Below are 12841 nucleotides of genomic sequence, written 5' to 3'. Positions count from 1 at the left end.
ACGCGTCAATGGAATTGTACTACAAAACGAATAATTGTATCGGCGACACTAAATTAGCGACAATTGATTGACGGTTTCCCGCAGTTCTGGGTAAATATCGTTGATGCTCGCGGAGGAGGAAACCGGCGAGCGAAATCGCAGCTCAGATCGAAACGAATACGTTCGGAAGGGGCGAGCCTGCGGCTTTGGGAGGCTAGAAGGCCGGTGGCAGTTCTCGAACTCGCCAATATTTCAAAGCATTTTGGCGCCATCCAGGCGGTCAACGACGTTTCGTTTTCGTTGGAAGCGGGAGAGGTCGTCGGGCTGATGGGCGATAACGGCGCCGGCAAATCCACGCTGGTCAAGATGATCGCCGGCAATTTTCGACCGAGCCACGGCACCATGCGCCTGGATGGTCAAGATCTCATTCTGCACCGCCCGATTGAGGCGCGACAGCGCGGCATCGAAATCGTCTACCAGGAACTGGCTCTCTGCAACAATCTGACGGCTGCAGCAAACGTCTTTCTCGGACGCGAACTCCGCCGCGGCATCGGCCCCTTGCGGATTCTCGACTACAAGTCGATGTACAAGCGCGCCGGTCAGATCTTCAAGGAGCTGAAATCCGAGACGCGCCCGCGTGACTTGGTCAAGCAGATGTCGGGCGGCCAGCGGCAGGCCGTGGCGATCGCTCGCACCATGCTGGCGGAAGCAAAGCTCGTCCTCATGGATGAGCCAACCGCCGCCATTTCTGTTCGTCAGGTGGCGGAGGTGCTGGCCCTGATCCGTCAACTGCGTGATCGCGGTATCGCCGTCATTTTGATCAGCCACCGCATGCCCGATGTCTTTTCCGTCGCTGATCGGGTGGTTGTGATGCGACGCGGCAGGAAAGTTGCCGACAAGCAGATCGCGGCGAGTTCGCCCGAGGAAGTCACGGGACTCATCACCGGCGCGATCGAACAGGTATGATCTGCAAGCTGCGCGCTATCGAAAGCAGGAAGGTCGACAATGGCAATCACCCTAGACCAGACGATCGCACAGAAGCAGCGGAGTTGGCTGACGGCGCTTTTCGGCAGCCAGACCTTCTGGGTGCTGATCGCGGTCATCCTCGCCGGTATTTTCCTGTCCTTCGCCACCAGTTCCTTCGCGACGCCGACCAACCTCTATAATATCACCCGCAACGTCACCTTCGTCGCGATCATCGCGCTCGGCATGACACTGGTCATCATCACCGGAGGCATCGATCTTTCGGTGGGCTCAGTGCTTTGCCTTTGCAGCATGATACTGGCTGTCGTCATGCATGCGGGCTACGGCATCGGGACAGGCATCGTCGCCTCGATTGGCACGGCGCTCGTCATCGGCGCCTTTAATGGCATCCTGATTGCCTATCTCGGCTTTCCGCCATTCGTCGTCACGCTGGGAATGCTGTCCATCGCCCGCAGCTTGGCGATGGTGGCCTCCAATAACACTGTCGTCTTTCAATTCGGACCGGATCACGACAAGCTTCTGGCGCTCGGCGGCGGCGCATGGCTCTTCGGCATTGCGAACCCCGTGCTCTACATGATCGCGCTGGCGCTCCTGACCGGCTTCGTGCTGCGCTGGACCAGATTCGGCCGTTACGTCTTCGCTATCGGTGGCAATGAATATGCCGCGAGGCTGACCGGCGTTCCCGTGCGAACAATCAAGGTCGCGGTCTATATGCTCTCGGCTTTGTCGGCCGGCGTCGCCGGCATCGTTCAAACCGGTTGGCTCGGCGCCGTCACCACGAATATCGGCGCGGGGATGGAACTGCAGGTGATTGCCGCAGCCGTTATCGGCGGCGCCAATCTTGCCGGTGGCGTCGGCACCGCATTCGGCGCGCTGGTCGGCGCCGCGCTGATCGAAGTGATCCGCAACAGTCTCGGCCTGCTTGGCATCAACGCCTTCTGGCAGGGCACCTTCATCGGCGGTGCGATCGTGCTTGCAGTCCTGTTCGACCGAATCCGCAACTTCCGGCAGAGCGAATAGAAAAGCGCTCGACAAAACCTTCAACCTCGAAGGGGCACGAGCCGACGTTGGATTTTTAAGCCGCTCACTGGCGTTTGATCCGCCGACCGACACGCCGTCAATTCCCGCTGCTATCAGACGCAGGTGATTGCGTCGCTGCTCGCTTCGATGAGCCTTGGTCAGTTTCCCAACCGCGCAGGGACACCGCCCTCCATGCGTTCAATGCGGAGTTTCTCGGATTAGCAATTGCAGAAATGGACGCTGCGGCAATTTTCGGGATGCGTGGCTAACGACACGTCACGCGTAACCTTTTAGAAAAGAAGCATAAAGCAGTGCAGAACAAACAGACAATGACACAACCTTCAGGGGACGTATCAATGCAATCTACCCGTCCGTTAATACAAATCAGCGCCCCTCAACATGCTGCGAATGACCCACATCGAGTTATCGAGCGCGAGGAGGTGCTTGAAGAGGCATTTCGAGAATTCGTGCAAAGGGCTGTTGCTGCAGGTTGGAAGGAATCGGAGGTCGCTTTGACTTTGGCCGACATCGCCGATGACTATGTGATGGCTCTCGCTCGAAGAGTAGCGGCAAATTAGTATTGAGTTCCATCCGCGTTCGGTGGGGGCGAGCGCGAAATGGCTGCCAACAACTCTTCAGCCCGCCCGCCGGTGAGCCGCTTGCCAACCAAGCATGGCTCGCCGGCGGTACGCTTTGCCCATCAGAACCGCTGCGGAGCAGCCGGCTTGTTACCAACGATGGCATCAATACGAGCCAATACCTCAGGGGTCAGCTTGTCTTTGTGTGCCAGCGCCGCCAGATTGTCCTCAAGTTGGCTCATGCGCGACGCGCCGAGGATTACCGTCGACACATTGCGGTTGGAAAGGCACCAGAGCAGGGCGAGATGGGTGATCGAAATGCCGATCTCTTCTGCGAGATCAGCCAGTTCCGCCACCTTGGCAAGCTGAGCACGGCCGCCTTCGCTCGCCCATTTTTCCTTTAGCCATTCATAACCGGGCAAGTTCATGCGGCTGTCGTTGGGCACTCCCTTGTTGTACTTGCCGGTCAGAACGCCCGATGCAAGCGGTGACCAGATCGTGGTGCCCAAGCCCATCAGGTCGTAAAGCGGCAGGTAATCGCCTTCGACCTTCTGGCGTTCGAAAAGGTTGTATTGCGGCTGCTCCATCGTCGGAGGCGTGATGCGCAGATCACGGGCCACTGCATAGGCTTCCGTCAATTGCTGAGCCGACCATTCCGACGTACCCCAGTAGAGGATCTTGCCTTGGCTGACGAGGTCGTGCATGGCACGAACCGTTTCTTCGATCGGCGTATCGATGTCAGGCCGGTGGCAAAAATAAAGATCGAGATAGTCTACCTGCAGGCGCTTGAGGGCAGCATGAGCGGCGTCGGTAACATGCTTGCGCGACAGGCCTCTTTGTGTTGGTTTCTGGCCACCCCAAAACACCTTGCTGGAAACGATGAAGCTGTCGCGGCTCCAGCCGAGGGTTTTCAGAGCTTCGCCCATAACGATTTCGGACTTTCCGCTCTCGTAGCCCTCGGCATTGTCAAAGAAATTGATGCCATTGTCATAGGCACGCGCCATTAGACTTACCGCATCATTGCCTTCGACCTGTCTGCCGAACGTAACCCACGATCCGAACGAGAACTCGCTGACCTTCAGGCCTGATTTTCCGAGACGACGATATTCCATGGCACAATTCCTAGAGACAACAGATGAGGCAACATAGGCTTATAGCCGCTGCAAAGACAACCACCTTCCTGCCGGACTTCATCGAGCACTACGGCGGCAAATTTGCGCACCGCCCTGCCCGTTCGTTGGTATGCACCAACCGCTCAACATTGCTCCGGTTGCAATTGCCAAATCTCCGTCGAGTTCTTTAAGAAAAAACAACTTTTCCGGCAGACGACTCGAGATCCCGGCGAACCAGATGCTCAGGCCATTGCGTTGTCCGGCGATGAGCTATTGTTGTCGATTTCCAGATAGCGCATTTTCTTCAGCACGCGGCTCGTCGTCCGTTCGACCGCTATGATCTTCTGGTCGGCAACGCCGGCGCGCGAGCCGAGGAACAGACGGCCGTTTTCGATTTTCGGGCTGGAAGGCAGCATTTGGATCGTGCCTTCGGCGACATAACGAAGAGCCATCGGGGTCGGCAGGATTCCCGCCCCCAAGCCCGCCGCCACAAGCTCCGGGATGACCGCCACACTCGTGCAGATACTGATCTTCTGCGGCTGGATGCCGGCAAGCGCAAACCAGTGGGTGACCTGCCGGTACATGGCCGACGGCGGCGGATTCGAAATGATGGGCTTGTCCCAGAGATCCTTGGGTTCGACAGCACTTCCCATCTCCCAGGAAGCCGGCGCCACCCAATGTGTCGGCTGGGGGCCAAGCGGCTTGAGCGTCAGCTTCTCATGACCGAGCGGATTGAGCAGAACGGCAACGTCGATCTTATCGTCCAGAAGCGAGGCTTCCAGCGTCGTGCTCGTGGCAACGACCCACTCGGGCTCCAGGGACGGATGATCCTCCAACAGGCCCGCCAGCAAGGGCGCCAGGCAATTGACGGCAAAACCCTCTGCGAGGCCGACACGGATTGCGCCGACAACGGCAAGGGCGGAATCCCGCTGCTGGATGCTCTGTATCTCCGCCATTATTGATTTGACGCGGGGCAGCAGCATGCGCCCCTCAGCCGTCATCACCAGGCCGCGACTTGACCGCTCCAGCAATTCGACACCCAAGGCCTCGCCGAGATCCTTCAAACGCAGGGAAATGCTTGGCTGAGCGAGATTGAGATGATGCGCAGCTTTCTGTGCCGAACCGAGCTGAACCGTCCAGTAGAAAGCTTCGACCTGAGCTAGCGTGATCCGCACATTTAAATTTCCTATATTACTATCTTAAAAAAACTCATTTGATTGAAAATGTCAATGTTGGTTAAAGAAACGGCAGGGAGACAGGCCATCATGGACCTGTGGGAGGAACAAGTATGACGGATAGATCAGATATCATCAGCAAGGCAGCAAGGCGGATCCTGCCGATCCTTATGCTTTGCTATTTGGCCGCCTTTCTGGACCGCGTGAACATCGGCTTTGCCGCTTTGACGATGAATGGCGACCTCGGCTTTTCAGCCTCCGCCTTCGGTTTCGGAGCCGGCATCTTCTTTCTGGGCTACGTTTTGTGCGAGCTGCCGAGCAACCTGATGTTGGCCCGTGTCGGTGCGCGCCTCTGGATCGCCCGCATCCTCATTACCTGGGGCATTCTCTCCGCCTTGACTGCCTTCGTCTGGAATCCCGCCAGCTTCTATGTCGTGCGCATATTGTTGGGCGCTGCCGAAGCCGGCTTTTTCCCAGGCATGATCTTCTACATGACCTTGTGGTTTCCGCGTGCCTATCGTGGTTCGATGTTCTCGTCGTTCAATGTCGCCGTGCCACTGGCCTCGGTCCTTGGAGCTCCCCTATCCGGCCTCATTCTGGAAAACCTGAACGGAGTGGCGGGCCTTCACGGCTGGCAATGGATGTTCCTGATCGAAGGTCTGCCCGCATTCATTATGGGACTCGTCGTCTTCTTTGCTCTCCCCGACAGACCCGCATCAGCATCCTTTCTCAACGAAGAGGAGCGCAGCTGGCTGACAAAACGCCTGGACAGCGAGCGTGACGCCCAGGAGAAGGTTGAGCATTTCTCTGTCGGCCGCGCTCTGGTCGATCCACGGGTTTTGCTGATGTGCTTGATCGCCGTCGGGTTGGTCATCGGTACCACGGGTATCGCCATCTGGATGCCGCAGTTCATCAAGCAATTCGGCCTTTCCACCATTCAGACCAGCCTTGTGGCGGCGATTCCGTTCGTCTTCATGGCCATCGCGATGATCGCGGTTGGCCGCCATTCGGATAAGACAGGCGAACGCGTCTGGCACACTGCCGGACCATTTATCGCCAGCGCGGTCGGCTTTGTGATCGCCGCCTTCGCCGGCAACCCGTTCGTGGGTGTCATTGGTTTGACGATCGGAGCGGCGGGTATCGGCGGCGCGTCGCCGACGATCTGGATTTTCCCCTCGACGCTTCTGACCGGCACCGCCGCTGCAGCCGGCATCGCGCTGATCAATTCGGTCGGCAGCACGGGCGGCTTCTTTGGCCCGACGATTATCGGATGGGTCCGCGACGCGACCGGCGGCTTCCAGGGTGCACTGCTTTTTCTGGCGGCGGCCATGGCCGTCACGGCGGCTGCGATCTTTATTCTTGGCTACAGCATGAGGGACCTGATGCGCGCGAAGGCTTCAGCCGCCCTCTCCGCAAGGACGCAATCATGAAAATATCGGAAATCCGCCTCTACCATCTCTCGGCTGCCTTGGAGGAGCCGATCGGAAATGCACTCATTTTCTTCCCCAATCGGCAAACGCTTCTGGTGGAGATCGTCGCTGGCGGGCTTTCCGGATGGGGCGAGGCGTGGGTTGTTCCCGCGACTGCCGCAGCCATGATCGAAGGGCAGCTCGCTCGCCATTTGATCGGGCGGGACCCGAGGCATATTCGAGCGCTGTGGCAGGCGATGCGCGAGGCCAATGAAGGCGACGGCATCATGACCGCTGTTTCCGCGGTCGACATGGCCCTGCACGATCTGACGGCACGCGCCTATGAGATACCGTTGTCCAGTCTTCTCGGCGGTGCCCGTCGCGACAAGATTCTCGCCTATGCCAGCGGTCCGTTCTTCAAGCCGGGCGGCCACCCATACCGGGATTTCGAACGGGAGATCGACGGTTATCTCAGCGAGGGTTTTCGCGCATTGAAGCTGCGAAGCGGCTTCAATCCAGCGGACGATGTGGCTGCAGCATTTGCCGCCCGTCGGCAGATCGGCAAAGAGGCAGATCTGATGATCGACTTCAATCAGTCATGCACGCCGCGACGTTCGATCACCACAGCCTCCCTGATGGAAGAGGCCCGCCTTCTCTGGATCGAGGAACCGGTGACCCCGACCGACTTGCCGGGCTACCGGTTGGCAGCACGCCAGATCAAGGCAGCCATTGCCGGAGGCGAAGCGATCATGAACCCTGCGGGTTTCCTGCCGTTTTTGGCGGATGGCTGCATGGACATTCTTCAACCGGATATCGCCATTTGCGGCGGCCTTACGGGTGTCGGCCAGGTCGTCGCTTTGGCCCAGATGTTTAATCGGCCTGTGATACCGCACGTCTGGGGAAGCACCGTCAATTTCCATGCGGCGCTCCATCTGCTCTCGACTTTGCCAAACCATAGGGCCGGCGGACAACAGCCGTTTCCCTACCTGGAATACGATGTCGGGCCGAACCCGCTGTTGGAACTGGCCGGCAGGCCTAGGGTCAATGCCGACGGTACGGTTTCGGTTCCCGAAGGGCCAGGGCTTGGAATAGAGCTCAATGCCGCAATGCTCGAGCCATATATCGTTGCCCGCAAGACCATTGCGGTGTGAGCCCGGGATCTATGTCTGCGAACCCGCGCTTCAGACGTAGAACAGTTGAACGAACGGCCAATCAACGTTTGATTCGGGAAACGGCGAGGTCTTGAATCTCATTTCAGTTCAATGGTTTGATGGGCATCGCCGCAAACGAGCCGATACCTTCAGCCTCCACCGTCAGGAGGAATTGTTCAAATGCCTCTCTGTCGGTGTCGAACACATCGATCCACACCGTAACATCGAGTCCCTCGTCGACCACCTGAAGATTCCATCCGTGCTCCTGGCCAAACGGCCGGAAAATTTCGACGATCACGCTTGTCCCGTTGGCAATAAACGGCCGAGACAGGGGAGAATACTCAAAACGTGGATTGCGACTATCATACATGTCGGCCAAGATATCCGTCATACGTCCTTTCCCGACTAGCTCCACGCGCGCGAGTGCAGCAACTCTCGCAACTGGCTTTGCTTTGTCACCCCAATCTGAAACCAATGGACAAGTTCTCTGGCCGCCTCCTCCGCTTCCGTGCTTGTGTTCTCACAACCCCGATCCTTGCAATAATCTTTCAGCAGCGTTTGCATCATCGCAACGTCTTCCGGATAGAGCGGCGGACTCGCACCGCGAAATGCCTGAAACATCCCGTCCTCCTGTGACACGAATTCCCTTTTTGAGGACCCTAGCCAAAAAATCCGGCTCGCCAATTAACTTTGACATAGCGGATCGTCGCCGTTCGCCAAAAACGCTCACGTAAGCAGGACCCTGCAGCATCACCCATACCGGGACGCTGGCACGGAGCACGGCGGCATGAGCAACTATTCCAATAGGTAGGTCGTGCATTTGCCGATGCCGCGAATATCCATGATTTCCCGGTGGGCGATCATACGGCCGTCGCCAAGTGCATCGAACGTCGATTGCGATATCTGAATTCGTCCCGGTACGCCGCAAGACTCCATACGACTGGCGAGGTTTACCGTATGTCCCCAGATATCATAGACAAAGCGTTTCCGACCGATTAGGCCGGCGATGACCGGCCCGCTATGAATGCCGATCCGCAAGGTGAGCGCCGATCCATAATCGGCGCCTCCAGACATTTCGGCCAGCAATGCCCTAGCGAACGCAACGCCCGCAACTGCGTGATCCGGGCGCGAGTCCGGCAGTCCAGCCGCCGCCATATAGGCATCGCCGATCGTCTTGATCTTTTCGATGCCATATTGATCAGCAAGTTCGTCGAAACGGGTAAACAGATTTCCCAGTCTCCGGACGAGCGCCGCAGCCGGCGTTCGTGCTGCAAATTCCGTGAAGTTGACGATATCGGCGAAAATGATGGTCACCATATCGATACGATCGGCGATGACTTCCTCTCCATCTGCAAGCCGCTTTATCACTTGCTTCGGAAGAACGGCATGGAGTAGCGCGTTTGCCCGCTCCTTCTCGAATTCTATCTGCGCCAGATATTGTTTTTCGCGCGCTCGCCAGCGACGACGCTCGAGGCACGCGGCAATGCGCGCTTTAAGCAGAACGGGATTGATCGGCTTACGCAGGTAGTCCTCGGCCCCCGCCTCGATACAGCGGGCGACGGCATCGTCATCCTTCAGCCCGGAAATCATCACGACTGGGATCTCGCGAAAGCGTCGATCCGATTTAAGCTGGCCGAGAAGCTCTATGCCGTTCATGTCCGGCATCAGGACATCGGCCAATACGAGGTCGAATTCCTGCCGGTCGAAGATACGAAGCGCCTCCTCGCCGGAGCTTGCCGCAACGACGGTGTGTCCGTCACGGCGCAGGCGCCTGGACAGGAGCTCGCGATTTGAGGCCGTGTCGTCAACAATAAGGATACGTCCAGCACGTTCGGTGACGGCCGAAGAACGGGTCGCCATTGTCCTGGCAAGATCCGCGGCGATCGTGTTGTCGAATTTGGGCTGAAAGTCCTGATCCGCATCGGCGGCCGATCGATCAAGTGTTTCGTCAATCTGCGCAAGCAGATTGCGGCTTTCACGAATGACCTTCGAGACATCCTCCAGCAGACGCGCCGGCAAGGTATCGGCGAAGTCCTCGATCAGCATCTCGGAATAGCCGAGTATGGCATTCATGGGCGTTCTGAGATCGTGTCGCAAAAGCCTATCGAGCGAGGGAGTACTCCCGCTTTCCGGCGTCTCGACGTCGAGAAGCCGCTTGATCATTGCATTCAGCTCCCGCGCGGCGCTCAATATTTTTTCAAGGTCCGGCAAAGCATCGCTGGGTCCTGCTTCACGCACCTCTTCCGTGATCAGTTCCTGATAGCCCAGAATGGCCTGGGCCGGATCGACGATATTTTGGGCGATTCTGGCGATATACATGCGATGCCCGATATCCCGAGACTGAGCCACGATCGTTACCCTCCCGTCAAACGGGCGATCTTGTCGAGCAGACCCGGCAGTTCAATCGGTTTGGTGTCGTAGTCGTCGCAACCGGCCTCGATTGCCTTTTCCCGATCGCCGGCCATGGCATGGGCGGTAAGTGCGATCACCGGTATGCCAGCAGTGATGGGATTTCCTTTGATTCGCTTCGTTGCTTCCCAGCCGTCGATGACGGGCAGGCTCATATCCATCAGAACCAAATCCGGCTTTGCTGTCACGGCCGCCTCGACCCCGGCAAGCCCGTCCGTGGCGCTGACAACTTCGTAACCCCGTTTCTCCAAGCGGCGGGAGAGCATATCGCGGTTCATCTCATTGTCCTCGACGAGCAGAATCTTGACCATCCGAAGCCCTCTCCTCACGCCTCTTCCTTGAGCGGAAGATGCCGCTTTAAAGCCGCGATCAGATCGGCACGACCCTTGGTTCCTTTTCTGATCACCTCATTTGCGCGAACGCCCAGCCAATCCAGCTCCTCGCGCGTCAAATCTTTCGACGTGACGATAACGACGGGGATATCTGCCAAGTCCTGCCTGTCCTTGATCGCCTGAAGCAGCGTGAAACCGTCCATATTCGGCATCATCAGGTCGAGAACCATAATCGTTGGCCGTCCGGCCTCGAGCTGGTCAAGACCATGGCGACCGTCGGCCGCCTCCCGGACCCGCCAACCCTCGCGGACGAGCACCCTGCGGAAAAGATCGCGGGTTGCGGGATCATCGTCGACGACCAGCACATCATGGCGCGCTTCGCCAGCGACTGCATTCAGGGTATCGATGAGTTGCTGGGGGTCGATCGGCTTGATCAGATGGTCGACGGCACCGAAGGCCAGGCCCATCTCGCGATCCGCAACCACCGTGGCCAGGATGACGGGAATATCGCAGATCGCCTTGTCCGACTTGATTTCACGCAGGACGGACCAACCGTCTTGCCCTGGCATGATCACGTCAAGGACGATTGCGTCCGGATGCAATTTACGGATTTTTGCCAAGCCCTCCTCTCCACCCGCCGCCTCGATCACGGTAAAGCCTGCTCCACGAACGGCGTCGGAGACGAATTTGCGAGCCCTCGCCTCATCATCGATGATGAGAACTGTCGGATGCGCGTCCGCGCCTTCGACCATATCGCTTTGCGGCGCATTTTCCTGGACGGTATCCGTTCTGGTGATCGCAGGGATGGTGAAACGGAAGGTCGAGCCCTTGCCGAATTCGCTCTCGACGGTAATGGCGCCACCCATCATCTTGACGAAATGTTGCGTGATCGTCAGGCCGAGGCCGGTCCCGCCATAATTCCTCGTCGTCGACGAATCCACCTGTACGAATGCTTGGAACAGCTTTTGCTGCTGCTCTTTCGTCATGCCGATGCCACTGTCACTGACGGCAAATTCGAGCCATTCGCCAGCTCCATCCGCGTAACGCCGCACCGAAAGCTTGATCTTGCCGTTCTCGGTAAATTTCGCAGCGTTCGAGAGAAGATTGAACAGATTCTGCCGCAACTTTGTCTTGTCGGTCTCGATCTCGTCCTTTTCGACAGAGGCACTCACCATCAGACGGTTGCCTTTCTTGGCGATCAGCGGCGCTACGGTATTTTGAACGTCGGCAAGAAGCTGCTTCAGACTAAGGCGCTCGACGTAAAGCTCCATCTTGCCCGCCTCGATCTTGGAGAGATCGAGAACGTCGTTGATGAGCGCCAGGAGATGGCGTCCCGAGCCCATTATCTTATTGAGGTCCGCAATGAATCCAGCCTGCCCAAGATCGCTCGCATCCTCGATGAGCATTTCGCTATAACCGATGATCGCATTCAAAGGCGTGCGCAGCTCGTGGCTCATGGAGGCGAGGAAACGGCTCTTTTCTTCGCTGGCGACCTCAGCGCCACGCCTTGCCTCCTCCAGTTCCTCCTGCCGGTTCTTCAAATCCGATATGTCGGTATAGACCGCGACGGTGCCGCCCTCCGGCGTCTTTCGCTTGGCGATGCGCAGCCATGTTCCATTGGCGAATTGCCGCTCGATCATGCCCTGCGGCTCGCGGTGACGCCGCATGGCCTCAGCGACCCAACTCTCTATGCCGCCGCTTCCGGTATCGGTCGTGCCGCGTTCTGCCTGCGCACGAATGATGTCTTCGAAGGCTCTTCCCGGCGTCATGAGATCTGCAGTCTCCGGAAACAGTTGAAGATAGCGTTGGTTGACCAAAACCAGCCGGTCGTCGGCGTCGAAGAACGCGAAGCCGTCGGGAATGGTCTCGATCGCCGTCATCACCGTATTGCGCTGGCGCTCGGCAACCGCTTCAAGCTCGCGACGCTCCGCCTGGCTGTCACGCAGCAATCGCAACGTCTTTGAAAGTTTTCCGAATTCATCGCTGCCTTCCGGCGGCAGTTCGACATCCTCCTGCCCCCTCGTCAACTGCGTCATCGCCCTGTCGATCCGGCCGAGCGGCACCAGGATGGAGCGCAACACCAGCCAGGTCATCAGAATACAGGCCAATGTCGTCACGCCGGCTGCGATCAGTGCGCGCAGATAGGTGTTGCGCGCCGTCGCATCGGCAGCGTCGCGCGCCAGATCGGCTTCGTTCTCGAGACGCTGTTCGAGCGACATGAGCACGGAATCGATTTGGTCGCTGTAGCTTCTGGCAGCCGCCAGCCGGGTGTTGCCTATGACCCTGTTGTCATTGGTATAGGCATCAACGGCCTCCATTGCCTTTTCATAGTAGGCGTTCGAACCCTGTAGGATCGTGTTCGCTTCATCGGGGGCGAACACCTTGATGCGGGCCAGATCTTGCTCCAGCGCTTTGCGGGCTTCTTGCGCGCGCCGTTCCGAGAGGGTCAGCAGGCTGACCGATAGATCCGTCAGCCAATAGCGGACCTCGCCAAAATGGCGATGCGCCTTGGCGGCATCGTCGAACATATGAAAGCGCGCATTCGCCTCCTCCACACGCCGCTGATTTTCACGCAGATCATGCGCCATGAAGGCGACGCTGAGCAGCAGCGCGCCCAAAAGCGCGGCCGAAAGACAGATAAGGCGAAGCGGTATCTTTCGATCCGTCAAACGGCCAATCCGCATCGGAATGG

The 12841-nt window shown here is 58.2% G+C and carries 12 protein-coding genes; 5 read left to right on the top strand and 7 right to left on the bottom strand.

Annotation, left to right across the window (positions count from 1 at the left end; all coding sequences use genetic code 11):
• Nucleotides 1-156 precede the first annotated feature (156 nt).
• The 3 genes from FHT86_RS14565 to FHT86_RS14555 all read left to right on the top strand — a co-directional run bounded on the left by FHT86_RS14565 (nucleotide 157) and on the right by FHT86_RS14555 (nucleotide 2561).
• Nucleotides 157-945, top strand: coding sequence for an ATP-binding cassette domain-containing protein (locus tag FHT86_RS14565; RefSeq protein ID WP_409527596.1), 789 nt, complete (start codon nucleotides 157-159; stop codon nucleotides 943-945).
• A 39-nt stretch (nucleotides 946-984) separates the two neighbouring features.
• Nucleotides 985-1983 carry an ABC transporter permease gene (locus tag FHT86_RS14560; protein ID WP_133707511.1) on the top strand — a complete coding sequence of 333 codons (999 nt, stop codon included), beginning with the start codon at nucleotides 985-987 and terminating at the stop codon, nucleotides 1981-1983.
• Between the two features lie 356 nt (nucleotides 1984-2339).
• Nucleotides 2340-2561, top strand: a complete 222-nt coding sequence (locus FHT86_RS14555; protein ID WP_133707510.1) for a hypothetical protein — start codon at nucleotides 2340-2342, stop codon at nucleotides 2559-2561.
• A 122-nt stretch (nucleotides 2562-2683) separates the two neighbouring features.
• Here FHT86_RS14555 and FHT86_RS14550 read toward each other — a convergent pair whose 3' ends face one another.
• Both FHT86_RS14550 and FHT86_RS14545 read right to left on the bottom strand, forming a co-directional pair.
• Nucleotides 2684-3673, bottom strand: coding sequence for an aldo/keto reductase (locus FHT86_RS14550; protein ID WP_133707509.1), 990 nt, complete (start codon nucleotides 3671-3673; stop codon nucleotides 2684-2686).
• Nucleotides 3674-3915: 242 nt separating this feature from the next.
• A complete protein-coding gene (locus FHT86_RS14545; protein ID WP_133707508.1) occupies nucleotides 3916-4848 on the bottom strand; it encodes a LysR family transcriptional regulator in 933 nt (310 codons plus the stop codon).
• Between the two features lie 113 nt (nucleotides 4849-4961).
• Here FHT86_RS14545 and FHT86_RS14540 point away from each other — a divergent pair, with 113 nt between their 5' ends.
• On the top strand, nucleotides 4962-6278 hold the full coding sequence (locus tag FHT86_RS14540) for an MFS transporter (RefSeq protein WP_133707507.1): 1317 nt from the start codon (nucleotides 4962-4964) through the stop codon (nucleotides 6276-6278).
• Entirely contained in the window at nucleotides 6275-7408 is a 1134-nt protein-coding gene (locus tag FHT86_RS14535; RefSeq protein ID WP_133707506.1) for a mandelate racemase/muconate lactonizing enzyme family protein, read from the top strand. The genes FHT86_RS14540 and FHT86_RS14535 overlap by 4 nt, the downstream gene beginning before the upstream one ends.
• A gap of 103 nt (nucleotides 7409-7511) precedes the next feature.
• Here FHT86_RS14535 and FHT86_RS14530 read toward each other — a convergent pair whose 3' ends face one another.
• From FHT86_RS14530 to FHT86_RS14510, 5 genes are all read right to left on the bottom strand, one after another.
• Nucleotides 7512-7799 (bottom strand): hypothetical protein, encoded by a 288-nt coding sequence (locus tag FHT86_RS14530; RefSeq protein ID WP_246779512.1) that lies wholly within the window; start codon nucleotides 7797-7799, stop codon nucleotides 7512-7514.
• 14 nt (nucleotides 7800-7813) lie between these two features.
• Nucleotides 7814-8029, bottom strand: coding sequence for a hypothetical protein (locus tag FHT86_RS14525; protein WP_133707505.1), 216 nt, complete (start codon nucleotides 8027-8029; stop codon nucleotides 7814-7816).
• A 174-nt stretch (nucleotides 8030-8203) separates the two neighbouring features.
• A complete protein-coding gene (locus tag FHT86_RS14520; RefSeq protein ID WP_133707504.1) occupies nucleotides 8204-9727 on the bottom strand; it encodes an adenylate/guanylate cyclase domain-containing protein in 1524 nt (507 codons plus the stop codon).
• 35 nt (nucleotides 9728-9762) lie between these two features.
• The gene (locus tag FHT86_RS14515) at nucleotides 9763-10128 is read right to left on the bottom strand and encodes a response regulator (protein WP_133707503.1); all 366 of its coding nucleotides are present in this window, start codon (nucleotides 10126-10128) and stop codon (nucleotides 9763-9765) included.
• A gap of 14 nt (nucleotides 10129-10142) precedes the next feature.
• On the bottom strand, nucleotides 10143-12818 hold the full coding sequence (locus tag FHT86_RS14510) for a response regulator (protein WP_183868804.1): 2676 nt from the start codon (nucleotides 12816-12818) through the stop codon (nucleotides 10143-10145).
• Nucleotides 12819-12841: the final 23 nt, after the last annotated feature.

The sequence above is a fragment of the Rhizobium sp. BK313 genome (genome assembly GCF_014193655.1).
In the GTDB taxonomy this organism is placed as follows: Bacteria; Pseudomonadota; Alphaproteobacteria; order Rhizobiales; family Rhizobiaceae; genus Rhizobium.
Note: the sequence above shows the minus strand (reverse complement) of the source record. Positions and strands in the feature narration are given on the sequence as shown.

Bases quoted from the DNA above. Each gene is read 5' to 3' on its own strand.
- FHT86_RS14560 (WP_133707511.1), top strand. From the start codon at position 985: ATGGCAATCACCCTAGACCAGACGATCGCACAGAAGCAGCGGAGTTGG.
- FHT86_RS14555 (WP_133707510.1), top strand. From the start codon at position 2,340: ATGCAATCTACCCGTCCGTTAATACAAATCAGCGCCCCTCAACATGCT.
- FHT86_RS14550 (WP_133707509.1), bottom strand. From the start codon at position 3,673: ATGGAATATCGTCGTCTCGGAAAATCAGGCCTGAAGGTCAGCGAGTTC.
- FHT86_RS14540 (WP_133707507.1), top strand. From the start codon at position 4,962: ATGACGGATAGATCAGATATCATCAGCAAGGCAGCAAGGCGGATCCTG.
- FHT86_RS14535 (WP_133707506.1), top strand. From the start codon at position 6,275: ATGAAAATATCGGAAATCCGCCTCTACCATCTCTCGGCTGCCTTGGAG.
- FHT86_RS14530 (WP_246779512.1), bottom strand. From the start codon at position 7,799: ATGACGGATATCTTGGCCGACATGTATGATAGTCGCAATCCACGTTTT.
- FHT86_RS14525 (WP_133707505.1), bottom strand. From the start codon at position 8,029: ATGTTTCAGGCATTTCGCGGTGCGAGTCCGCCGCTCTATCCGGAAGAC.
- FHT86_RS14520 (WP_133707504.1), bottom strand. From the start codon at position 9,727: ATGTATATCGCCAGAATCGCCCAAAATATCGTCGATCCGGCCCAGGCC.
- FHT86_RS14515 (WP_133707503.1), bottom strand. From the start codon at position 10,128: ATGGTCAAGATTCTGCTCGTCGAGGACAATGAGATGAACCGCGATATG.